We start from the raw sequence: 22,895 nt of genomic DNA, 5'->3' as shown, positions 1-22,895 counted from the left end.
CTACTCGACGGTGGTGCGGTGGAAGTTCAGGTGCGAGCGGGAGGCGGTGGGGCCGCGCTGGCCCTGGTAGCGGGAGCCGCCGGCGCCGGAGCCGTACGGGTGCTCGGCCGGGCTGGAGAGGCGGAAGAAGCAGAGCTGGCCGATCTTCATGCCGGGCCACAGCGTGATGGGGAGCGTCGCGACGTTGGACAGCTCGAGGGTCACGTGACCGGTGAAGCCCGGGTCGATGAAACCGGCGGTGGAGTGCGTGAGGAGGCCGAGGCGGCCGAGGGAGGACTTGCCCTCGAGGCGGGCGGCGACGTCGTCGGGCAGCGTGACGCGCTCGTGCGTGGCGCCGAGGACGAACTCGCCCGGGTGGAGCACGAACGGCTCGTCGGGCGCGACCTCGACCAGGCGGGTCAGCTCGCTCTGGTCCTGGGCCGGGTCGATGACCGGGTACTTGTGGTTGTCGAAGAGCCGGAAGAAGCGGTCGAGCCTGACGTCGACCGAGCTCGGCTGGATCATCGCCGGGTCGTAGGGGTCGAGGCCGACACGGCCGGAGTCGAGCTCGGCGGCGATGTCGCGGTCGGAGAGCAGCACGCGACCACGGTAGTCGGTGCGCCTCGGGGGCGGGCAAGGGCGCCGGTGGGCGAAGGGTGCCGGAACGGACCCCGCCCTGCCCGCCACGCCCGATCTGGTCGGCTACCCTGGTGGTGGGAGCGCTTCCACCGGCACCGCAGCCCTGCGCCCCACCCGCCACCCCGAGAGGAACGCCATGCAGTTCGGTCACTTCGACGACGACGCCCGCGAGTACGTCGTCACGACGCCGCACACGCCCTACCCCTGGATCAACTACCTCGGGTCGGAGCAGTTCTTCTCCCTGATCTCCCACCAGGCCGGCGGCTACTCCTTCTACCGCGACGCGAAGATGCGCCGCCTCACGCGCTACCGCTACAACAACATCCCCACGGACGCCGGCGGCCGCTACCTCTACGTCAACGACGGCGGCGACGTCTGGACCCCGAGCTGGATGCCGGTGAAGGCCGACCTCGACCACTTCGAGACCCGCCACGGCATGGGCTACACGAGCATCACCGGCGAGCGGAACGGCCTCCGCGTCGCCACCACGGTCCTCGTGCCGCTCGGCGAGAACGCCGAGGTGCAGAAGGTCGTCGTCACGAACGTCTCCGACGCCCCGAAGAGCGTCAGCCTCTTCTCCTACGTCGAGTTCTGCCTCTGGAACGCCTCCGACGACCAGACCAACTACCAGCGCAACCTCTCGATCGGTGAGGTCGAGGTGGAGGAGCGGGTGCCGTCGGGCGGCAGCGCGATCTACCACCGCACCGAGTACCGCGAGCGCCGCAACCACTACGCCGTCTTCGCGGTCAACGAGCCGGCGGACGGGTTCGACACCGACCGCGACTCCTTCGTCGGCGGCCCGTACGCGTCGCTCGCCGAGGCCGCCGTGCCGCGCGCCGGCGCCTCGACCAACTCCGTCGCCTCCGGCTGGTACCCGATCGGCTCGCACTCCACCCGGCTCGAGCTCGCGCCGGGGGAGAGCCACGAGCTGGTCTACGTGCTCGGCTACGAGGAGAACGACGACGAGCTCAAGTGGGCCGACGACGCCCACCAGGTCGTCAACAAGTCGGGCGCCCACGCGCTGCTCGAGCGCTTCGCGACGCCGGCCGCGGTCGACGCCGCGCTCGCGCGCCTGAAGGACTACTGGACCGACCTGCTCTCGACGTTCTCGGTCACCTCGACGGACCCGAAGCTGGACCGGATGGTCAACGTCTGGAACCAGTACCAGTGCATGGTCACGTTCAACATGTCGCGCTCGGCGTCGTTCTTCGAGACCGGCATCGGCCGCGGCATGGGGTTCCGCGACTCGAACCAGGACCTGCTCGGCTTCGTCCACCTGGTGCCCGAGCGCGCCCGCGAGCGGATCATCGACATCGCCTCGACGCAGTTCGCCGACGGCAGCGCGTACCACCAGTACCAGCCGCTCACGAAGCGCGGGAACAACGACGTCGGCTCCGGCTTCAACGACGACCCGCTGTGGCTGATCGCGGGCGTGGACGGCTACCTCAAGGAGACGGGCGACCTCTCGATCCTCGACGAGCCCGTGCCCTTCGACAACGAGGTGGGCACCGAGGTGCCGCTGTTCGAGCACCTCACGCGTTCGTTCCAGTTCACGGTGAACCACCTCGGTCCGCACGGCCTGCCGCTGATCGGCCGCGCCGACTGGAACGACTGCCTCAACCTCAACGCGTTCTCGACCGAGCCGGGCGAGTCCTTCCAGACCACCGAGAACAAGACCGACGGCGTGGCGGAGTCGGTCTTCATCGCGGCGCAGCTCGTGCTCTACGGCGAGGCCTACGCCACGCTCGCCGAGCGTCGCGGGCTGGGCGACGTCGCGACGGCGGCGCGCACCGCCGTCGCGCAGGTGCGGGAGGCGATCCTCGCGCACGGGTGGGACGGGGAGTGGTTCCTGCGGGCCTACGACTACTTCGGCAACCCGGTCGGCACGGACGCCTCGCCCGAGGGCAAGATCTGGATCGAGCCGCAGGGCTTCGCCGTGATGGCCGGGGTGGGCGTGGAGCGCGGGGAGGACGGCGTCTCGACGGCGACGTCGCCGGCCACCCGCGCGCTCGACTCCGTGGGCGAGCTGCTCGGCACGCCGCACGGGCTCGTGCTCCAGCACCCGGCCTACACGACCTACCGGATCGAGCTCGGCGAGGTCTCCACCTACCCGCCCGGGTACAAGGAGAACGGCGGGATCTTCTGCCACAACAACCCGTGGGTGATCATCGCGGAGACGGTCGTCGGCCGCGGTGACCGCGCGTTCGACTACTACAAGCGGATCACGCCGGCCTACCGCGAGGCGATCAGCGACGTGCACAAGCTCGAGCCGTACGTGTACGCCCAGATGATCGCCGGCAAGGAGGCGGTTCGCACGGGTGAGGCGAAGAACTCCTGGCTCACGGGCACGGCGGCGTGGAACTTCGTGGCGGTCTCGCAGTACCTGCTGGGCGTGCGACCCGACCACGACGGCCTCGTCGTCGACCCACAGATCGGGCCCGAGGTGCCGTCGTACACGGTGACGCGCGTCGCGCGCGGGGCGACCTACGAGATCGAGGTGACGAACTCGGGGGCGCGCGGCGCTCGCGGCCGGCTGGTGGTCGACGGCGCCCCGATCGAGGGCAACCTCGTCCCGTACGCGCCGGCCGGGTCCGTGGTGAAGGTCGCGGTCACGCTCTGACGCGGGCCGCGCCGCACCCACCCACCCACCCACCCGCCTCGCCGCCCGCCCCGCCGCCCGCCCCGCCACCCACCCACCCTCGAGGGGGTACTTCCAGTCCCTCTCGGGGGTGGTTGCTGCCCCTCGAGGGGGTGGGTGTGGTCCCTCCCGGGGGTGATCGTCGCCGTCGGACGATGGGCAGGTCTGCTCCGCTCCCCGTCCACCGGTCGGCGGTCTCGCGGTCCTAGAGTGACGGCATGGCAGCAGGGGGCGGCGGACGTGCCGACGACGACGGCGAGCCGAACCCCTACCTCCCACCGGCGGCGGGAGGACCGGGCGGCGGTCCGGGCCCGTCCGGCCCCGCGAACGCGTTCTGGGCGGTGCCGTCCGCGAGCGATCCGACGGCGCCGCTGCCTCCCGACGCCTCGCCGTCGCCCGCGCCCCCGGCCGGTACGGACCCGCCGCCCGTCGTCCTCCCGCCCGTCGCCCCGCGGCCCCCGTCACAGACGCCGTCCCCCGCACCCCAGTCGCCGCCCGCCCACCCGTTCACCCAGGTCTCGCGGTCCCCGAGCCGTCGTCGCCTGGTCGTCGGGATCGTCGCCCTCGCTGCGGCGGTCCTCTACGGCCTGAACGCGCTCGTCGGCAGCATCGGTGAGCTGTTCGACTCCCCGACCGACCCTCGCGGCCCCGCCTCGACCGGGGCTCCCGCCTCACCCGGAGGCACCTCCACGGCGGATCCGACCGGACCGACCGCCTCGCCGTCGACCGCCGACGGCGAGCTCCCGATCGCCTGGCAGGTCGACCCCGCGAGCATCGTGGCGGGCGCGGACCTCGTCTACTCCTGGGACGGCCAGGTCGACTCGTCCCAGATCGCCGTCACCCCCGACGCGTGGATCGTCGGGCTCGGTGCCAACTACTCCACGCTCGAGCACGTCGCCGGGCTCGATCCGCGCTCCGGCGGGACGCTGTGGACCCACGAGATCGGCCACGGGGCGTGCGCCCACGACGTCGTGGACGCCGTCCTCGCGTGCCTCACCACGTCGTCGGCCGTGCCCGAGGACGGTGTCGCCGCCGAGCCGTACGTGCTCGCCCGGATCGACGTCGCCACGGGGGAGGTGACGGAGGTCCCGACGACGCTCACGTCCGTCTGGTCGCTGCACCACCGCCCCGAGGGACTCCTCGTGCTCGGGGTCACCGAGCCGAACGCGCCGCACGCGTCACTCTCCCTCCTCGCGGCTGACGGCTCCGTGAAGTGGACGACCGACGTCGGAGAGGTTGCCGGCGCCGAGCTGATGTTCTCCGACGTGCTGTCCGGGAGCGGCGACAAGCCGGACCCGAACCGCACGATGGAGCGCGTGCGCTGGCGCGATCTCGACGGCGGCACCGCGCTCCTGTGGTCGCAGCCGGGCGCGATGCTCGTCGACCTCGCGACCGGCCCCGTCGGCGACGTCATCGACTGCAACCGCGCCACGCCGGCCCGGGACGCGCTCTACTGCATGAGCTACGACAAGCCCGGCGACACGTCCGTCACGTCGGTCCACCGCTACGACCTCACCGGATCGCTGCAGTGGTCGACGCCGGGGGTCCGGCTGGCCTACCCGTCCGACTCCTCACCCGCGCGGCCGGCCTTCCTGCGGGACCGCGAGCTGATCGGGCTCGACCTCGCGACGGGGGCCCCCGGCGAGCTGCTGCACTCCTTCGCGACGCCGGGGGCCCAGGTCTGGACCGGGAACGTCGCCGAACCGTCGGGCTACGGGGACGCGAGCCGCGCCGTCGTGATCGGGGAGGACGACGCCGCCGTCGGGCTGCTCGAGGGTGCCGACCAGGTCGCGTGGACGGTGCCGGTCAGCGAGGAGGCGTACGTGTGGGACGTCCTCCTGCTCGACGGCGTCACCGTGCTCCACCTGTCGGACGCGGCCGTCGGGCTGGACCCGGTCACGGGCGCCGAGCTGTGGCGGTTCGCCGGCGTGGAGACGGACTCCGTCGCCGCCGGGGACGCGATCGCGGAGGCCGGCTACCGCGGAATCACGCGCCGCGACGTCCCCTAGCCCCCGCCCGACACCTCGCCGTCGCCGGCCCGTGGTGTCGGGTTCATCCTGGCGCTCGGAGCGGCTACTATGGTCTGCGTTGCCGCGCTGAGTTAGCTGCGATCTGACATGGCTCGGCTTCATGCGGATGTAGTTCAATGGTAGAACTTCAGCTTCCCAAGCTGATAGCGCGGGTTCGATTCCCGTCATCCGCTCCACCGAAGGCCGGTCCCGCGAGGGGCCGGCCTTCGTCGTTCCCGGGCGCTGTCGGTGCCCGACGGCGAACGTCCGTCCCGTATTTCCGTCGCCCCGCGACCGAGGCCCGGGCTACGGTCCTGCGCGCACCACTCTCCACCAGGAAGCACACAGGAAGATGACCCGTCAGCACCTCGCCACGAACCTGGTCAGCTGGGCCTCGATCCTCGAGGACAACACCCGCGAGCAGGCCGTCCGCACCTCCACCCTCCCGTTCATCCACCCGCACCTCGCCCTGATGCCGGACGCGCACCTCGGCAAGGGCGCGACCGTCGGCTCCGTCATCCCGACGCTCCGGGCGATCATCCCGGCCGCCGTCGGCGTCGACATCGGCTGCGGCATGATCGCGGTCCGCACCCAGTGGAGCGAGGACGAGCTCCGCGCCGCCGGATCCCTCGCCGCGCTGCGCGAGGCGATCGAGGCGGTCGTGCCGGTCTCGGCGGGCAGCTACAACACGGAGCTCACCGAGTCCGCCGCCGCGCGCGTGGCCGAGCTCGAGGCGAAGGCCGGGAGGGCGGGCTTCGACCCGGCGCGGTACGCGAAGAACTGGCGGCTGCAGCTCGGCACCCTCGGCTCCGGCAACCACTTCATCGAGGTGACGGCCGACGAGACCGGCACCGTGTGGCTGTTCCTCCACTCGGGCAGCCGGGGCGTGGGCAACAAGATCGCGCTGCGGCACATCGCCGTCGCCGCCGAGCTGTGCACCCGGTGGTGGATCGACCTGCCCGATCCCGATCTCGCCTACCTCGTCGAGGGCACGGACGAGTTCTGGACCTACATCCGCGAGCTGCGGTGGGCGCAGGACTTCGCCCTCGCCAACCGCGAGGAGATGATGGACAGGGTGATCGCCGTCGTCGAGACCCACCTCGGTGCGTCGCTCGTGGAGGCCGAGCGGGTCAACTGCCACCACAACTTCACCGAGCAGGAGAAGCACTTCGGCAAGGAGGTGTGGGTCTCCCGGAAGGGTGCGATCCGGGCCCGGAAGGGCGAGCCCGGCCTCATCCCCGGGTCGATGGGCACGGCCTCCTACGTCGTCACCGGCAAGGGTGACCGGCTCTCGCTCGCGTCCAGCCCGCACGGCGCCGGTCGGAACCACTCGCGGTCCGCGGCGCGTCGGCTCTTCACCCACGACGAGCTGCGGGAGGCGATGCGGGGCATCGAGTACCGGGACACCGACGCGTTCATCGACGAGATCCCGGCGGCCTACAAGGACATCGACCAGGTGATGGCCGATGCCGCCGATCTGGTGCAGATCGAGCACGTCCTGCACCAGATCGTGAACGTCAAGGGCGACTGAGGCGTCCGATCACGACGGCGGAGGCCGGGTTCCGTACGGAGCTCGGCCTCCGCCGTCGTGCGTTTCCTGTTAGTTTTTCGCTAGGCATCCGCTCAGGAGTGCCGCGGACGAGGAGCGCCCCATGGTGACCGTCAATGGTTCGACCGCCGAGATCGTCAGCGACATCAGGTACGGGCAGCTCGTCGACGCCCACGACCCGACCGACGGGGGACACCGCCTCGTGGAGTCGGTCCGGCTGGTCCGGGCGGCGGGCAGCGCCGGCACGATCCTCACGAACGAGGGCCGTCGGAGCGCCGCCGGTCTCGTCCTTCTCGCCGCTCTGCTGTGGGTGGCGCGGCGTCGGGCGCTGGTGCTCACCGAGTTCCTGCCGGGGCGCCGCGGGCGCCTCGTGACGTGGGCGTACCGATTCCTGCTTCCGCGCGTCGTGCTCCGGGCCCAGGTGATGACCGGGTGGGAGCGGGACGACTACGCGCAGCGGTACCGCATCGAGCGGTCCCGGCTCGTCGTCATCCCGTTCTACCGCTTCGACGACCGGCTCGTGGACGAACCCGTGCCGTGGGAACGAGCTGGACGTGAGGGGTGGATCTCGACCGGGCGGAACTCGTGCGACTGGGACACGGTGATCGCGGCAGCGGCACGACGGGACTGGCCGCTCACGATCATCTGCCCGTCGGCGGAGCGGGCGCGGATCGAGACCCCCGCCGCCGTCGCCGGGGTCGCCGTGCGCAGCGACGTGCCCCGCCCCGAGCACGACGCCCTTCTCGCCGACGCGGAGCTGCTGATCGTCGCTCTGAAGGACCGTTCGGTCAGCGCGGGCCACGTCCGTCTGATGTCGGCGGCCACGTTCGGCGTGCCCGTGGTGGCGACGGCCGTGCGCGGGATCCAGGGGTACGAGGAGCTCGCCGTTCGGCTCGTCCCGGTGAACGACCCCGCGCTGCTGCGCGAGGCGGTCGAGGGGGTGGCGTCGGACCCGGAGGCGCTGCGTCGGGAGATGGCACGGGTCCGGGAGCACGCGCTCGAGCGGCCGTACTCCGTCTACGCCGCGGAGATCGCCGCCTTCGTCCGGGGCGGGTAGTGCGGGTGGGGCGCGTGGGGCGCGTGGCGCGTTTCGCGCCGGATCTCGCCGGCCGCCCGCCTCAGCGAGGCGGCGGGCCGAGCAGGTCGGCGAGGCACGCGAGGACGCGTTCGGGCGCCTCGAGCTGCATGTCGTGGCCGACGCCGGCGATGCGGCGCACGTCCCAGCCGCGGTGCTCCAGCGCCGTCGCGAGACGGTCGGGCACGACGGCGGGGGAGTCGTCGGACAGCACGATCGTCGAGGGCACGACGGGGGCCTCGACGGCGAGCGGGTGGAACGCGACGTCGCGGAAGACGTCCACGGCCATCGACGAGTCGAACCGCGCCCGGGCCGCCGCGAGCGACGCTCGGATCGCGGGGGTGTAGGCGGCCTCCTTCGCGGCGGTCCGCCGGGACTGCGCGAGGGCGGCCACGGCCAGGCTCACGCGCGGCGCGAGCCAGAAGAGCCGGCCGCCGATGCCGGACGTCGGCAGCGTCAGCCCGAAGCCAGGGTCGAGGTAGACGGCGTGGGCCGGTCGGAGGTGAGCGACCGCCCTGACGAGCACCGCCCCTCCGAGCGAGTGCCCGAGGACGAGGTCGAGCCCGGCGGGCAGCGTCTCGGCCACGTCCGCGGCGAGCTCGTCAAGCGCGTAGGAGTCGGCACGCGGGCTCTCGCCGTGACCGCGCAGGTCGACGGTGGTCGCGGTGACGCCCCCCGTGGCGAGCATCGCGTCGATCAGCGGCTGCCAGGCGGTGGAGTCGGCCCCGAGCCCGTGGACCAGACCCACGTGTACCGATCCCGAGCCCTGGGTCCTCGTCGCCAGCGTCATCGGGTCAGTGTGCCAGCGCCGGGGCGGGCGTCTCGTCGGCCGGGGAGGGCGTCGCCGTCGCCGTCGCGGCCAGGCGCGCGGCCCGGTCCGCACGGGTGCGGAACAGGAGCGCCGTCACGACGAGCCCGACGACGAAGAAGGCCGCCGCCCACCAGTACGCCGTCTGGAAGCTGTGCAGCGCCGAGTCGACGCCGACGGACGGCGAGGCCGCATTGGCGGCCGCGAAGGTCGTGGCGGCCGTCGCGGCGATCGTGTTGAGGACGGCGGTGCCGATGGCGCCGCCGATCTGCTGGCTGGTGGACACGGCGGCCGAGGCGGCACCGGCCTGGTCGCGGGCAACGCCGAGCGTGGCGAGCTGGAACGTCGCGGGCATGATCAGGCCCATCGCGACGCCGAACAGCGCCAGCCCCGGCCAGACGTGGGCGTAGGTGCTGTCGGCCTGGAGGGTCGTGAAGATGACCAGGGCGCCGGCGCCGACGGCCATGCCGATCGGCACGAGCACCTTGGGGCCGAACCGCGGGAGCAGCAGGTTGGTCTGCAGCTGCGCCGTCACGATGATCGCGGCGGACGTGGCCATGAACGCGACGCCGGTGCGCATCGGGGTGTAGCCGAGAACCGACTGCAGGTAGTACGTGACGAACAGGAAGACTCCGAACATGCCGGCGCTCGCGATCAGCATCGTGAGGAACGCGGCGCCGCGATCGCGGTCGAGCACGACGGACAGCGGGAGCAGCGGGTGGGCGGCGGTGCGCTGGCGCTGGACGAACGCGACCAGCAGGATCGCACCGGCGACGATCGGGCCCCACGTCAGCAGGTCTCCCCAGCCGCGCGGCTCGGCCTGCGAGAAGCCGTAGACCAGGGCGAACAGGCCGACGGAGGCGAGGACGGCGCCGATCACGTCGAGTCGGTGCTCGCCGCGCTGGTGACGACGCTCGAGCAGCACGAAGCCCGCGACGAAGGCGACGACGGCGATCGGCACGTTCACGAAGAGGTTCCAGCGCCAGTCGAAGGTCTCGGTGAGGAACCCGCCCAGGAGGAGGCCGACGGCGGCACCCATGCCGGCGATAGCGCCGAAGACGCCGAACGCGCGGGCGCGCTCGCGCGGCACGGTGAACGTGGTGGTCAGCACGGCGAGCGCGGCCGGGGCGAGGCCCGCGGCGAAGACGCCCTGGAGGGCGCGGGCGGCGACGAACAGACCGAAGCTGTCGGCGAAACCGCCCAGCGCGGACGCGACGGCGAAGCCGACGAGGCTGATCAGGAACATCCGTCGGCGGCCGATGATGTCGCCGAGACGGCCGCCCAGCAGGAGCAGGCCGCCGAACGCGAGGGCGTAGGCCGTCACGACCCACTGGCGGTCGTTGTCGCCGAAGCCGAGATCGGCCTGGGCGGTGGGGAGCGCGATGTTCACGATGGTGGTGTCCAGCACGACCATCAGCTGGGCGAGGGCGACGGTGGCCAGCACGAGCCAGCGGCGGCGGCTCGGGGCGGGGGTGGCGGGCGCTGCGGACATGCGTGCTCCAGGGGTGCGTCGGGCGTTCGAGGCGACACGCTAATACAGAACTCGGAGTTCCGGAACGGTCGGTGTCGAATTTGCTCGACGGCGTGAGGCACTCCACAATGAGGGCGGCGAGAGGAGCCACCCATGCCACCGATCGGAGCCGAGGTCGCACCGCAGCGACGCCCCGGCCGCCGTCGTGACGCCGCGAAGGACTCGGCGATCGTCGACGCCGCCCGCGAGCTCCTCGTCACGCGCGGGTTCGACGCGATGACGATGGACGACGTCGCCGAGTGCGCCGGCGTGGGCAAGGCCACGGTCTACCGCCGCTGGTCCTCGAAGGTGCACCTCGCCGTCGACGCGATGGTCGCCAGGGCGCCCGCGCTCACGGTCGAGTCGGTGCCCGACACGGGTTCGCTCCGGGGGGACCTGATGTCGCTCCCGCGCCTCATCAGCCAGGCGCACGACGACGCCACGACCGACCTCCTCGCACCCGCCCGGGAGCACCCCGAGATCACCGACATGCTGCACCAGCGCCTGGTTCGCGACCGGGTCGCGGTGCTGCGCGGGCTGCTCGAGCGCGGCCGCGAGCGCGGCGAGGTCCCGGAGGGGCGCGACCTCGACCTCATCGCGTCGGTCGGGCCCGCGATGGTCTTCTACCTCAAGGCGTTCTCGGACGAGCCGTTCTCGGCGGCGTCGATGGAGCGCGTGATCGACGGGGTGCTGCTGCCGCTCGCCGTGGGGTACCCCGGCGAGGGCTGAGGGGGCAGGAAGTACCCCCTCGAGGGGCGGCAAGTACCCCCGGGTGCGGCGGGAAGTACCCCCTCGAGGGGCAGGCGGTGAGGGTCAGCGCAGCGGGGTGTGCTCCGCGGGGACGCGCTCGCCGTCGCGGACCGGGTCGGGCGCGGTGCCGTCGCCGAACGGGCGACCGCCCAGCTCCTCGCGGTGGTGCGCCGTCAGCCAGCTGCCCAGCGACGGACCCGCCGGCACGATGCCGGACGGGTTGATGTCGCTGTGGACCACGTAGTAGTGCTCCTTGATCTGGGCGAAGTCGACGGTGTCGCCGAAGCCCGGCGTCTGGAACAGGTCACGGGCGTACCCCCACAGGGCCGGCATCTCGCGCAGCAGGTTGCGATTCGCCTTGAAGTGCCCGTGGTAGACCGGATCGAACCGCACGAGGGTGGTGAACAGCCGCACGTCGGCCTCGGTGATCGTCTCGCCCACGAGGAAGCGCCGGGTGGTCAGCCGCTCCTCGAGCCAGTCGAGAGCCGTCCACAGCCGGTCGTAGGCCTGGTCGTAGGACTCCTGCGAGCCCGCGAAGCCGCACCGGTACACGCCGTTGTTGACCTCGGTGTAGACCCGCGTCATCACCTCGTCCATCTCCTCGCGGTGCGCCGCCGGCAGGAGGTCGGGGGCGCCGTCGCGGTGGAAAGCGGTCCACTCGGTCGACAGGTCGAGCGTCATCTGGGCGAAGTCGTTGGTCGCGACGGCACCGCTCGGCACGTCCACGATCGCCGGCACCGTGATCCCTCGCGGGTAGTCGGGGTCGCGCCGGAAGAACGCCTCCTGCAGCCGCTCGATGCCGAGCACCGGGTCGACGCCGCCGGGGTCGAGGTCGAAGGTCCACGACCGGGCGTCGTGGGTGGGGCCGGTCAGGCCCATCGACAGCGCGTCCTCGAGCCCGAGCAGGCGGCGCACGATGATCGCCCGGTTCGCCCACGGGCACGCCCGCGCGGCCACGAGGCGGTAGCGGCCGGCCTCGACCGGGTAGCCCTCCTCGCCGTCGCGCGTCACCCGCGTGGTGATGTAGCGGGTGTCCCGCTCGAACGCCTCGCCCGGCTTGGAGTACACGCCCTGCGTGGACGCGTCGGTCGTTGAAGTTTCACCCATCTGTCCATCATGCCCGCGCCACAGCCTCCCGGCTACGTCCGGACACCACCCTCGACGCCGGGGCCCCGCGGGTGAACGATGAGCGAGGCGCCACGAGGCACCCCGACGGCCCGATCTCGCGCTCCGGCGGGCGCGCGGCGCGAGGCACCGCGCCCACTAGATTGACCCGGTGATCACCAGGCCGCGCCCGCGCTGGGTGTGGCAGGTCCTCGCCGTCTACCTCGCCAGCCGCGTCCTCGTCACCGGCGCGCTCCTGATCGCCCGCACCCACCAGGGCGAGTCGTTCGAGGGCTGGTGGCCCGACGACGCCGGGCGTCCCCCGTACGGCGTCTTCGTCGGCCGGTGGTGGGACGGCTGGTGGTACGAGCAGATCTGGCTCCACGGCTACCCGGACGCGATCCCGACGCAGGACGGCGTCGTCGTCATCAACGAGTGGGCGTTCTTCCCGCTGTTCCCGATGATCGTCAGGGCGATCACGACGGCGACCGGGGGCACCTGGATCGTCGTCGCACCTCTCGTCTCGCTCGTGCTCGGCGCCGTGGCGCTGCTCGTGGTGCACCGGCTGGTGACGGTGGCGGCACCGGGGGCCGTCGCCGCGCGGCCCGGTCTCCCGCTGGCCACGGTGGCCGTGATCGCGTTCTTCCCCTCCGCCGTCGTGCTCCAGGTCGCCTACACCGAGTCGCTCGCGCTGCTCCTGGTGGCGACGACGCTGCTCCTGCTCGTTCGGCGGCGCTACGCCTGGGCGATGCTCGCCGTCGCGGCGCTCGGGTTCACGCGGGCGGTCGCGCTGCCGATGGCCGTGGTCGTCGCCGTCCATCTGCTGCTGCGCTGGCGCGAGCACCGCGCCGGGCGTGAGGCGCTGAGTCGCCGCGAGGCGGTGCTCGGCGTCGGGCTGCTCGGCGTCGCCGGGCTCTCGGGCGGGGTCTGGCCCCTGATCGCGGGCTTCGCCACCGGCCGCGGTGACGCCTACGTCGCGACCCAGGGCGCCTGGCGACCCGACCGCGGCGTCGGCGTCTTCAACGGCTGGGTGCGGGTGGAGACGTTCTCGCCGCTCGGCGTCGCGCTCACGATCGCCGCTGTGGCGCTGATCGTCGGCCTGCTGGCGCTCGCGGCGATCGCGCGGCCCGGCTCGCCGCGCCGGATCGGCGTCGAGCTCTGGGTCTGGAGCGCCGCGTACCTGCTGTACCTCGCCGCCGTCGGCGATCTCATCTCCAGCCAGCTGCGCTTCCTGCTGCTCGCCTTCCCGCTCGCGGTCGTGCTGGTCGCGCTCGTGCCGCGGCCCCGGTGGGCCGCCAGGGCCTGGACGTGGCTGCTCGTGGCGGGGCTCGCCGTCGGGCAGGTCGCGTGGGTGTGGACGGTCTGGATGCAGGTGCTCAAGGAGGTCACGTTCCTCAAGGCGCCGTGACCGGCGTCGGCGACGGCTCGGGCACGATGGAGCGATGACCGACGAGCGCGCAGGTGTCCAGGTGATCGTCCAGGCCTCCGACGGCCGGGTGCTCCTGCAGCTCCGGGACGACATCCCCACCATCCCGTTCCCCGGGTTCTGGTGCGTCCCCGGGGGCATGCGCGAGCCCGGCGAGGACGCGCTCACGTGCGCCGTGCGGGAGCTCGAGGAGGAGATGGCGCTCGTCGTCGAGCCGGACGAGCTCGAGCTCCTCGAGGCGCGCGAGCGCTTCTACGGGCACGAGACGACGTTCCTGCTGCGCCGCGACGTCGACCCCGCGGCGATCGACCTCACCGAGGGGCAGGCGGTCGCGCTGTTCGGCGCCGACGAGATCGCCACGATGCACCTGGGCTACGAGGACGACGCCGTGCTGGCCGCGTTCTTCGCCCGTCGGGCGTGACCTGATCAGAAGGTGACGACGGAGAGCCGGGCCGTTGCGCGCACCGGTGGTCGCTTCACCGCGCCTGATGCGGCCATTCGTGCGCGCAACGCGGCGGGCTCGGGATCTGCACCAGGTAGCCCGCGCCGATCGAGCGCAAGGCCCGCGCCAGAGCAGGTTCACTGCCTCCCGGCGTCGATGTCACGCACGTGGGCCCGGACAAGGTCGGCGATCAGGTCGTCGGGCAGCGGGTTGTCGAGCGTGAACTGGACCGCGTGGGCCGTGGTCGTCCAGCCCGCGAGCCTGTCCCTGAAGGCGTCGAGAGCCCACGAGGAGGGGTAGAAGCTCAGGTGCTTCTTGGAGGCCGTGAAGTAGACGAGAGCCCGGCCGCCGTACGTCAGCGTCGGCATGCCGTAGCTGATGGTCTCCTCGGCGGTCGGCACCAGCTCCTTCACGAGCGACCTGATCCGCACCAGCTGTGCCCGGGGCTCGGGGTCGAGCCGCTCCAGGTACTCCTCGATCGTCGTCGGCTTGGGCGGCTTCGGCGTCGATTCCATGCCAGCACCCTACGAGCCGCCTCAGCGCAGCGCGCCCCACAGCAACCACCCGGCGAGCGCCGTCGCGCCGGCGATCACGAGGCCGAACGTCCCGATCCAGAACCACCCCGGCACGCGCGTGCTTCGCGCCAGGACCGCGGGGTCGGAGTCGCGCGGCGACCCGGCCACGGCGGCGAGGTGCCGCCACGCGCCGAGGATGAGCACCAGCCCGGCGGCCAGCACGACGGCGGAGGAGCGGCCGTCCGAGCGCCACCACCACAGCGCGCCCGCGGTGAGCGCGACGGCGAGGGTGGTCCCCGCCGTCGACCACGACCGCACGAAGACGAGGGTGACGACGGCCAGCGCCCCCAGCGCACCGAGCACCGCCGGAGCCCAGCCGTGCACGGCCGCGGCGACGAGGCCGGCGCCCACGACCGCCGGTGCCGGGTAGCCCGCCCAGGTGGTCCAGGCGAGCCCGGGGCCGCGCGGCTTGCCGACGGTGACCGCGTGCCCGGACATGTCGCCGCGCACGACGAAGCCGGTGAACCGGCGGCCGACGAGAATCCCGACGGCGGCGTGCCCCAGCTCGTGCACCCACGTCACCCCGATGCGCACGAGGCGCCAGGTGAGGGGCACCACGACGACGGCGACCGCTATCGCCAGCGGGAGCCACGTCTGCCAGGCGGGGGTGCCGTCGAAGGACGCGTCGACGCCGGGGCCGTAGGCCGTCCAGCCCTCGGAGGCGCGGCGCGTCCGTTCGACGATCGCGACCCACCACGTCGCGTCGGCCCACGGGAGGGCCGCCGGCCAACGACTCACCACGCCTCGCGCTCCGCAGCGGCGCGCTCGGGCCGCCAGGCCTCGCCCCACTCGACCTTGCGGGCGGCGCGGAAGGCGTCGCGGTCGCGCTTGGTCACGCCGAGCTGCGCGTGCTCGCCGTCGGTCGTGCACAGCTCGAGCCGGATGTGGCCGGACTGCGTCTGCGGGTGGCGCAGCACGCGGGCGGTCGGGCGGTCGACGGCGAGGCCGGCTCCGTCGCGGGCCGGCGGGACGGCCGCGACGTACGCGAGCTTCTCGTCCTCGTAGCCGCGCTCGCCGCCCTTGGCCTGGCGGTGGGCGCGCGTGCGCTCGAGCCGGACGGCGGCGTGGCACCAGTCCCCCTCGCGGGCGAGCACGGGGCAGGTCAGCTCGTGCGGGCACGGCGCCGCGATCCGCCAGCCGGCGGCGATCAGGCGGTCGCGGACCCGCAGGATACGGCGGTGTCCGGCGGGCGTTCCCGGCTCGACGACGAGCACGGCCTGGCGGGCCGCGCCCGCGAGCCGGTCGACGACGGCGTCCTGCTGCAGCTCGGTCAGCTCGGACAGGACGAAGGCGGCGACGGCGAGGTCGTGGGTGGGGGAGGAGGCGGCATCCGCGGCGCCCGCGGGCCGGCCCGCGGTGTCCGCGAGCGTCGTGGAGACGGTGAGCTCCGCCGTCGTGAGCAACCGGGTGGCCGCCTCGAGCATCGGGCGCGAGTAGTCGACGAGGTCGGCGCGCTCGAGGGAGTCGAACGTGGCCCACGCGGCCCAGGTCGCGGCACCGGTACCGCTGCCGAGGTCCAGCACGGAGTGCGGGTCGAGGCCGGGGACGGCGTCGAGGAGCTGCGCGAGGGCGAAGTCGACGGCGGCGAAGGTCGCCGGCATGCGCGTGGTCAGGTAGGCCGCGGCGTCGTCGCTCGTCGCGACGATCGGGGAGTCGGCCGGGTGGTCGGCCAGGTAGCGGGCGGAGAGCCGGCGGGCGCTCGCCTCGGTGCGGCCGGTGGTGCCGGGGCCGCCGGTGCGGAGGGCGGCAAGGTCGTCGTCGATCGCCCGGCGCAGGGTGGCGGGCATGGACGAGGACGCGGGCACGCGCCCATCCTCCCAGGTCGACCTGGGCGCGACGTTGCGCGCACCGGTGGCCGCTTCGCGTGGCCGGAACCGGCAACCGTTGCGCGCCACGGCGCGCGGGGCAGCCCTTCCCGCCGCGACGCCCCGGTGGGACGATCGCTCCGTCAGGTGCCCGGCGGCCCGGAGGTCCTCGCATGAACGAGCTCACGCCCTACCTCTGCGTCGCGGACGCGCGCGCCGCGATCGACTGGTACCAGCGGGTGCTGGACGCCCGGATCGTGAGGGAGCCGATCGTCATGGACGACGGCCGCGTGGGTCACGTCGAGCTCGCGGTCGGCGAGGCGCGCTGGATGATGTCGGACGAGTTCGACTCCGCGGGCGTCGCCGCACCCGACCCGGCCCGCGGAGCCGCGGTGTCGCTCCACCTCACGGTCGACGACGTCGACGCGCTGGCCGGTCGGATCCTCGCGGCCGGGACGTCGCTGGACCGCGGTCCGGAGGACAACCCCGGGGTGGGTCGCGTGGCCGTGTTCCGCGACCCGTTCGGCCACCGCTGGTTCCTCGACCAGCCGGTCGACTGAGCGGGCGGCGGACGACGATGGCGGTCACCCACCCGGCGCAGGCGGCGGTCGCCGAGCGGCTGCGGCGGCTGCTCGCGGGACGCGAGGTGGGCGAGCGCCGCATGTTCGGCGGGCTCGCGTTCATGGTCGACGACCGGCTGACCGTCTCGGTGGGTCGCGACGGCGATCTCCTCGTCCGCGTCGATCCCGTCGAGTACGAGGCGCTGCTGGAGCGCGGTGCCGTCACCGCGATCATGGGCGTGGACCGGCCGATGGGTCGGCGCTGGCTCACGGTGCCGGCACCCCTGCTCGACGGCGACGCCGAGCTGGAGTCGTGGCTCGCCGTCGGGCACCGCGGGGCGCTCGCGGCGGGGTAGCCGGGGGGACGGCGACCGGGCGGCCGGTGCCCCGTCGTCGACATCGACGACGTTCGCCCGGACGCGCGCCGTGCCAGCATGCGGCCATGGGCCACAACCTGAATCTCGTCCACCTCGAGGGCGCCGGCGTTCAGGACCTCGCCCGGCTCGGCCTGGTTCCGACGGGGGAGATCCGCACCGGCGACGACGCCACGTCGCTGCTGGCCCCGGGTCCCGCCGCCCACGTGACGCCGCGCGGGCTCCTCGTCGCCGATGCCCTGATGACGGTGGCCGACCGGCAGGCCGAGCTCGCCGTCGCGCTCGGGACCACGGTGGTCTCGGTGCTGGTGGCCAGCACGGGTGACGTGTACTCGCTAGCGGTCGCGACGGCGGACGGTGACCATCGGCACGTCGTCGACAGCCAGGGGGAGCGGGTGATGGACGAGGGTCGCCCCCTGCCGGAGGAGGCGGGCATCGACGCGCTCGACGAGGACTCCACGCTCGGCCTGCTGGAGCGGTTGACCGGGGTTCGGCTGGACGGCGACCTCCTGGCGGGCGACTTCGAGGTGCTGGCCGAGCGAGCCTGACCCGGCCGGCCGACCGTTCCGCGCAGCGATGGTCGCTTCCCGCCCCGGGAACCGACCATCCGTGCGCACAACGCCGCCGCCGATCCCGCAGGCTTGTCCCATGACCGCGATCTCCCACGTGCTCTTCCCGGGCCGGCACCACCTCGTCACCGCGTTCCAGGTCGAGCGGCTGCGCGAGATCCTGGACGGCGGGGCGACCGACGAGCGCGGCACCGCCGTCGAGATGGCCGACGGCGCCACGATCGTCTGGGCCATCACCTCGGCGACGCACTCGGGCACGCGCCGCAACCCCGTGCCTGCGAACCGGCGCGAGGCCATGATCGAGGCGGTGTCCGACGTCGCCGGCCTCGTCTCGCTCGTGGCTCCCGTCCCCGACGTCCCCGAGAGCCCGCGGTTCGCGACGACCGTGCTGCGCAGCGCGTCGCTCACGCTCGGCGTCGAGCTCGACCCGGCCTCCACGGTCGTCGCGTGCTCGACCCCCGCCGTCGCCGCGCTGTACCGCGAGCAGGGCTACCGGATCGTCCCCGTCGAGGACGCGCGCGACCCGCAGCCGGGCCTCCCGTGGCACGTGCTGGAGCTGGCGGTGCGCGACGAGCCGGGCTGGCGCGCGCTCGTCCACCCGGCAGCGCTGCGCTACCTCGAGCGATATGACCTGATCGACCACATCCGCACCACGCACACCGATCCGACGGTCTCGGCCGACGGCGACCTCACCGAGACCCGCGACTACGCCGTCTACACGAAGGCGTTCGACGAGGGCTCCGACCGCAAGTGGGAGCAGGTCGCGCCGTACGTCGTTCCCGGGAGGATCGTCGACCTCGGCTGCGCGGCCGGCGGGCTTCTGGAGCGCGCGTCCCGCGACCCGCGGCTGTTCGACTCCGACCTGTTCGGTGTGGACGTGTCGCGCGCGCTCGTCGCCGAGGCGGAGCACCGCCGGGACCAGGGTGCCTTTGCCAACCCCAACGTCTTCTTCGCGCAGCGGAACCTCCTGCACGCCCCGGTCTTCCCGGAGCGGTCGGTCCACACGACGGTGACCATCGCCCTGACCCACGAGATCTCCAGCTACGGCGACGGCGTCGCCGACCTGCGCCTGCTCGCCGAGCGGATCTTCGCCCAGACCGCACCCGGCGGGGTGTGGATCAACTCCGACGTGCTGGGGCCGGCCGACGGAGAGCGGCTCGTCGACCTCGTGCTCGACGGCGAGGACCCGGGTGCCGCCGTCGACATGACCGGGTGGGACTCCGACCGGGTGGAGGCGCACCTCGCGACCCTCACACCGTCGCAGACGCTGACGCAGTTCGCGGCCGACTTCCCCGCCCTGTCCTGTGCGCGGTGTCAGGTGGAGCGGGTCGCGCCGGGCGTGGCCCGGATGCCGCTGCGCGACGCGATGGAGTTCCTCACCACCCGCGACTACCGCCGCAACTGGCTCTCGGAGTGCCACGAGCGCTTCACGACGATGGAGTGGTCCGACTGGGCGCGACTGCTGGAGGGCGTCGGCTTCGAGATCGAGCCGGCGAGCGGCCCGTGGCGCAACGACTGGCTCGTGGCGAACCGGTTCACGGTGGGGGCGGCGCTGCGCGACCCCGTGACGGGCGAGGCGGTCGACTGGCCGGACACGCACGTCCTGTTCGTCGCGCGCCGACCGGTCTGACTCCTCGCCCGCCTCGCCCGCCCGCCCGCCTCGCTCTCTGCGGACGGCCCTCGCCCTCTGCGGACGGATCGCTCACCCGCCGGTCGGTCGCACCGGCGCATCGCCCTGACCTGCGGTGATGCCCGACGCCGGAGCCGGGGCCCGTCGTCCGTCCGCAGACAGCGAGGGTGAGCCGCAGACAGTGAGGAGCGCCGGGCGTCGAACCCGGCGGTGCCCGTCCCCCGGCCGTCGGTCGAATCGTTACGATAGCCAGCGGGCGGCCGCTCCCGGCCGCCCGTCACCGGCTCACCGTCGAGCGCCGTTCGCACGAGGAGAAGCCGCATGACCACCCCTGGATCCACCGCCGCGCCCTACGGCACACCGCCCGTCGACGACGCCCCCACCGACGCGTCCGCCACACCCACCGACGCCTGGACGGCCCCGCTCTCGCCGATGCGCACCCGCGCCGCGCTGCTCGCCCTGGCTCTCGGCGGCTTCGGCATCGGCGCGACGGAGTTCGTCGCGATGGGCGTGCTGCCGCAGATCGCGCAGGACCTGCTGCCGAACGTCTGGGCCGCCAGCTCCGAGCAGGCGATCGCCCAGTCCGGCGCGCTGATCTCCGCCTACGCGCTCGGCGTCGTCGTCGGCGCCCCGACCATCGCCGCGTCCGTCGCGCGCTTCCCGCGCAAGCGGCTCCTCGTCATCTTCACGGCGGCGTTCACGATCGGCACGATCCTCTCGGCGATCGCGCCGTCGTTCGAGCTCGCCGTCGTCGCCCGCTTCGTCGCGGCCCTCCCGCACGGCGCCTACTTCGGCATCGCGGCGCTCGTCGCGGCCCAGCTGATGGGGCCGGGCAAGCGCGGGCAGGGCGTCGCGCTCGTGCTCTCGGGACTCACGGTCGCGAACGTCATCGGCGTCCCGCTCATCACCGCACTCGGCCAGCAGTCCGGCTGGCGCGTGGCCTACCTCGCCGTCACCGCGATCTTCGCGGCCGCCACGATCGCGATCGCGTTCGTCGTCCCCGAGCAGCAGGGCGACGCCGGCGCCACCATCCGCCGCGAGCTCAGCGCGCTGCGCCGCGGCCAGGTGTGGTTCGCGCTCGGCATCGGCTCGATCGGCTTCGGCGGCTTCTTCGCCGTCTACACCTACGTCGCCCCGTTGGTGACCGAGGTGGCGGGGCTCGCCGAGAGCGTGGTCCCGTGGACGCTCGTGGCGGTCGGCGTCGGCATGACCCTGGGCAACTTCGCCGGGGGAGTGATGGCCGACCGCGGCTCGCTGCGCGCCGTCCTGCAGCTCTTCCCGATCTTCATCCTCGCGATGACGGGCCTGGCACTCACGGCGAGCACCGCCGTCACGCTCCTGGCCTTCCTGTTCCTCGTCGGCGCGCTGGCCTCCGCGATCTCGCCCGCGATCCAGACCCGTCTGATGGACGTCGCGGGGGAGTCGCAGACGCTCGCCGCCGCCCTCAACCACTCCGCGCTCAACATCGGCAACTCCCTCGGGGCCGCGCTCGGCGCGGCCGTCATCTCGGCCGGGCTCGGGTTCATCGCCCCGAGCTGGGTCGGGGTGGGGCTCGCGGTCGCCGGCCTCGCGCTCGCGCTGGTCAGCTGGGCGGTGGACCGACGCACGACGGCGGCTCCCGCCTTGGCATGATCGCCCCGTGACCGTCACCCCCTCGGCAGCGACGCCGGGCCGTTCGGCCGCGATCGGCGGCGTCCTGGCGATGCTGGCGCTCGCGCTGGCCCTGCGCGCGCCGATCGTGGCCGTGCCGCCGGTGGTCACGGACCTGCGGGACGACCTCGGGGTCTCGGCCTCCGCCGTCGCGCTCCTCACGAGCATCCCGGTGCTGCTGTTCGGCCTCGTCACACCCGTGTCGTCGACCCTCCTGCGCGTGCTGGGGCTGCGGACGTCCGGGCTGCTGTGCCTGGGCGGCGTCGTGGTCGGCTCGGTGCTGCGCTCGGGCGGCTCGTTCGCGCTGGCGATCGTCGGGACCCTGCTCATCGGCGCCGCGATCTCGATCGGCAACCTCGTCGTGCCCGTGCTCATCGGACGGCACTACCCGATGCGGACCTCGAGCCTCATGGGTGCGTACACCTCCACGATGAACGTCGGCGCGACGGCGGCCACCGCCACCACCGCGGCCCTCGCCGCCACCCACGGCTGGCAGCTCGTGACCGGGGCGTGGGGCGTGCTGCTCGGTGGGATCGGGCTCGCGCTCTGGCTCGCGTTCGCGCCGCGCGAGCCGCGGATCGCGACGGCGACCGGTGCGCCTCCCCCGACCTCCGCCGTCGCCCCGATGTGGCGCAACGGCACGGCCTGGCTGCTCGCCGCGACGTTCGCCTGCCAGTCGATCTCCTTCTACACGATCACGACCTGGCTCCCGACGGCGATGCACGAGAGCCTCGGGATGGACCAGGCCGCAGCGGGCTGGGGCGCGTCGGGGTTCCACATCGCCGGGATCCTCGGACCCCTCCTCGTGCCGCTCTTCCTCGCGCTCGTGAAACCGAGCGACGCCGTGCTCGTCGCCGTCGTCGGCGCGTTCTGGGCGGCGCTGCCCGTCGGGATGCTCATCGCACCCCAGCTGTGGGGGGTGTGGGTGCTGGCGGGTGGGCTCGCGCAGGGCGGCTACTTCGCCGTCGTCTTCCTGCTCGTGGTGCGCCACACCCGCACCAGCGACGAGAACCGCCGGATGGCGGCGCACGTCCAGACCGTCGGCTACTGCTGCGCCGCGACCGGCCCGGTCGTCATGGGGTGGGTGCACGAGAACGTCCCCGGCTGGAGCTCGATGTTCGCGATCGTCAGCGGGATCATGGCCGTCATGATCCTCACCGGGGTGGCGGCGGCGCGCCGACCCCGACCCACCCTCACCGTCACGGAGGAGCCGAGATGACCGAGCAGGCCGACTACCAGGTGCGCCTCGCGTGGGGCGCCGCGGGGCTGGCGCGGCTCGCGCCGGCCGACGTGGTCGTCGTGGTGGACGTGCTCGACGACGCCACGCGCGAGCTCGCGGCGGCGGCGTCGACGGGCGGCGCCGTCGTGCTCCGCGCCGACCTCACGAACGCGGCCGCCGTCGCGACGGCGTGCCTCGCGATCCAGCACGAGCGCGCGTCGCGGACCTCGATCGCGGTCGTCGCGGCCGGCGACGGCGGAGCGTTCAGCTCCGAGGACCTGCTCGGCGCGGGGGCGGTGGTGGCGGCCCTGTCGGAGCGCGGCACGGACCACACCTCGCCCGAGGCCGCGGTGGCGTGCGAGGCGTTCGCGGGGCTGCGCCGTGCCGTCGTGCACCTCGTGTCGGCGAGCGTCGCGGGGCGCGCGCTGGCCGCCGACGGCCGGGGCGACGAGGTGGCCGCGGCCGCCCGCCTCGACTCGTCGACGGCGGTCCCGCGGTGGTCCGACGGCGACTGGTCGCCCGCACCACCCGCCTGACCCGACCGCGAGGCCCTTCGGATGCGGTCGCGAGGGGCTTCGGGTCCG

General features: G+C 73.4%; 21 protein-coding genes and 1 tRNA gene. 15 read left to right on the top strand and 7 right to left on the bottom strand.

Features of this window, described 5'->3' with window-relative positions; translation table 11 throughout:
* Complete coding sequence (gene dcd / locus C8046_RS09805) at positions 1-579, bottom strand: dCTP deaminase (RefSeq protein ID WP_109229283.1); 579 nt, start codon at positions 577-579, stop codon at positions 1-3.
* A gap of 175 nt (positions 580-754) precedes the next feature.
* Between dcd and C8046_RS09800 the strand changes: the two genes are divergently transcribed.
* From C8046_RS09800 to C8046_RS09780, 5 genes are all read left to right on the top strand, one after another.
* Positions 755-3,238 carry a GH36-type glycosyl hydrolase domain-containing protein gene (locus C8046_RS09800; protein ID WP_109229282.1) on the top strand — a complete coding sequence of 828 codons (2,484 nt, stop codon included), beginning with the start codon at positions 755-757 and terminating at the stop codon, positions 3,236-3,238.
* A gap of 236 nt (positions 3,239-3,474) precedes the next feature.
* On the top strand, positions 3,475-5,265 hold the full coding sequence (locus C8046_RS09795) for a hypothetical protein (RefSeq protein ID WP_109229281.1): 1,791 nt from the start codon (positions 3,475-3,477) through the stop codon (positions 5,263-5,265).
* Between the two features lie 123 nt (positions 5,266-5,388).
* A tRNA-Gly gene (locus tag C8046_RS09790) sits at positions 5,389-5,462 on the top strand.
* A 155-nt stretch (positions 5,463-5,617) separates the two neighbouring features.
* The gene (locus C8046_RS09785) at positions 5,618-6,796 is read left to right on the top strand and encodes an RtcB family protein (RefSeq protein ID WP_109229280.1); all 1,179 of its coding nucleotides are present in this window, start codon (positions 5,618-5,620) and stop codon (positions 6,794-6,796) included.
* Positions 6,797-6,917: 121 nt separating this feature from the next.
* On the top strand, positions 6,918-7,871 hold the full coding sequence (locus C8046_RS09780; protein WP_109229279.1) for a hypothetical protein: 954 nt from the start codon (positions 6,918-6,920) through the stop codon (positions 7,869-7,871).
* Positions 7,872-7,932: 61 nt separating this feature from the next.
* Here the strand turns inward: C8046_RS09780 and C8046_RS09775 are convergent, their stop codons facing one another.
* Together C8046_RS09775 and C8046_RS09770 are read right to left on the bottom strand one after the other, a co-directional pair.
* Positions 7,933-8,637: an alpha/beta fold hydrolase gene (locus C8046_RS09775; RefSeq protein ID WP_235866270.1), complete on the bottom strand. Its 705-nt coding sequence runs from the start codon at positions 8,635-8,637 to the stop codon at positions 7,933-7,935.
* Between the two features lie 46 nt (positions 8,638-8,683).
* Complete coding sequence (locus C8046_RS09770; protein WP_109229277.1) at positions 8,684-10,189, bottom strand: MFS transporter; 1,506 nt, start codon at positions 10,187-10,189, stop codon at positions 8,684-8,686.
* A gap of 132 nt (positions 10,190-10,321) precedes the next feature.
* Here C8046_RS09770 and C8046_RS09765 point away from each other — a divergent pair, with 132 nt between their 5' ends.
* A complete protein-coding gene (locus C8046_RS09765; protein ID WP_109229276.1) occupies positions 10,322-10,936 on the top strand; it encodes a TetR/AcrR family transcriptional regulator in 615 nt (204 codons plus the stop codon).
* Positions 10,937-11,020: 84 nt separating this feature from the next.
* On the opposite strand, the gene C8046_RS09760 is transcribed toward C8046_RS09765, so the two are convergent.
* The gene (locus C8046_RS09760) at positions 11,021-12,064 is read right to left on the bottom strand and encodes a glutathione S-transferase family protein (protein ID WP_109229275.1); all 1,044 of its coding nucleotides are present in this window, start codon (positions 12,062-12,064) and stop codon (positions 11,021-11,023) included.
* A 169-nt stretch (positions 12,065-12,233) separates the two neighbouring features.
* Here C8046_RS09760 and C8046_RS09755 point away from each other — a divergent pair, with 169 nt between their 5' ends.
* A complete protein-coding gene (locus C8046_RS09755) occupies positions 12,234-13,469 on the top strand; it encodes a hypothetical protein (protein ID WP_146197122.1) in 1,236 nt (411 codons plus the stop codon).
* A gap of 34 nt (positions 13,470-13,503) precedes the next feature.
* Positions 13,504-13,908 (top strand): NUDIX hydrolase, encoded by a 405-nt coding sequence (locus tag C8046_RS09750; protein ID WP_109229273.1) that lies wholly within the window; start codon positions 13,504-13,506, stop codon positions 13,906-13,908.
* Between the two features lie 158 nt (positions 13,909-14,066).
* Here the strand turns inward: C8046_RS09750 and C8046_RS09745 are convergent, their stop codons facing one another.
* From C8046_RS09745 to C8046_RS09735, 3 genes are read right to left on the bottom strand one after another with little or no spacing between them, the layout of a single operon-like run.
* A complete protein-coding gene (locus tag C8046_RS09745) occupies positions 14,067-14,444 on the bottom strand; it encodes an iron chaperone (RefSeq protein ID WP_109229272.1) in 378 nt (125 codons plus the stop codon).
* A 21-nt stretch (positions 14,445-14,465) separates the two neighbouring features.
* Entirely contained in the window at positions 14,466-15,245 is a 780-nt protein-coding gene (locus C8046_RS09740) for a M50 family metallopeptidase (protein WP_235866269.1), read from the bottom strand.
* Positions 15,239-16,309, bottom strand: coding sequence for a small ribosomal subunit Rsm22 family protein (locus C8046_RS09735; RefSeq protein WP_109229271.1), 1,071 nt, complete (start codon positions 16,307-16,309; stop codon positions 15,239-15,241). Before C8046_RS09735 ends, C8046_RS09740 begins: the two co-directional genes overlap by 7 nt.
* Before the next feature lie 173 nt (positions 16,310-16,482).
* On the opposite strand from C8046_RS09735, the gene C8046_RS09730 reads away from it, so the two are divergent.
* From C8046_RS09730 to C8046_RS09700, 7 genes are all read left to right on the top strand, one after another.
* Positions 16,483-16,869 (top strand): VOC family protein, encoded by a 387-nt coding sequence (locus C8046_RS09730; RefSeq protein WP_109229270.1) that lies wholly within the window; start codon positions 16,483-16,485, stop codon positions 16,867-16,869.
* Between the two features lie 17 nt (positions 16,870-16,886).
* Positions 16,887-17,225 carry a TfoX/Sxy family protein gene (locus tag C8046_RS09725; RefSeq protein ID WP_109229269.1) on the top strand — a complete coding sequence of 113 codons (339 nt, stop codon included), beginning with the start codon at positions 16,887-16,889 and terminating at the stop codon, positions 17,223-17,225.
* A gap of 86 nt (positions 17,226-17,311) precedes the next feature.
* The gene (locus tag C8046_RS09720; RefSeq protein ID WP_109229268.1) at positions 17,312-17,791 is read left to right on the top strand and encodes a hypothetical protein; all 480 of its coding nucleotides are present in this window, start codon (positions 17,312-17,314) and stop codon (positions 17,789-17,791) included.
* 100 nt (positions 17,792-17,891) lie between these two features.
* Positions 17,892-19,442, top strand: a complete 1,551-nt coding sequence (locus C8046_RS09715) for a class I SAM-dependent methyltransferase (RefSeq protein ID WP_109229267.1) — start codon at positions 17,892-17,894, stop codon at positions 19,440-19,442.
* 432 nt (positions 19,443-19,874) lie between these two features.
* On the top strand, positions 19,875-21,074 hold the full coding sequence (locus tag C8046_RS09710) for an MFS transporter (protein ID WP_109230863.1): 1,200 nt from the start codon (positions 19,875-19,877) through the stop codon (positions 21,072-21,074).
* 7 nt (positions 21,075-21,081) lie between these two features.
* A complete protein-coding gene (locus C8046_RS09705) occupies positions 21,082-22,311 on the top strand; it encodes a CynX/NimT family MFS transporter (protein ID WP_109229266.1) in 1,230 nt (409 codons plus the stop codon).
* Positions 22,308-22,847 carry a 2-phosphosulfolactate phosphatase gene (locus C8046_RS09700; RefSeq protein ID WP_109229265.1) on the top strand — a complete coding sequence of 180 codons (540 nt, stop codon included), beginning with the start codon at positions 22,308-22,310 and terminating at the stop codon, positions 22,845-22,847. The genes C8046_RS09705 and C8046_RS09700 overlap by 4 nt, the downstream gene beginning before the upstream one ends.
* Positions 22,848-22,895: the final 48 nt, after the last annotated feature.

This window comes from Serinibacter arcticus (assembly GCF_003121705.1).
Taxonomy (GTDB): domain Bacteria; phylum Actinomycetota; class Actinomycetes; order Actinomycetales; family Beutenbergiaceae; genus Litorihabitans.
This window is presented reverse-complemented; position numbering and strand designations above follow the sequence as displayed.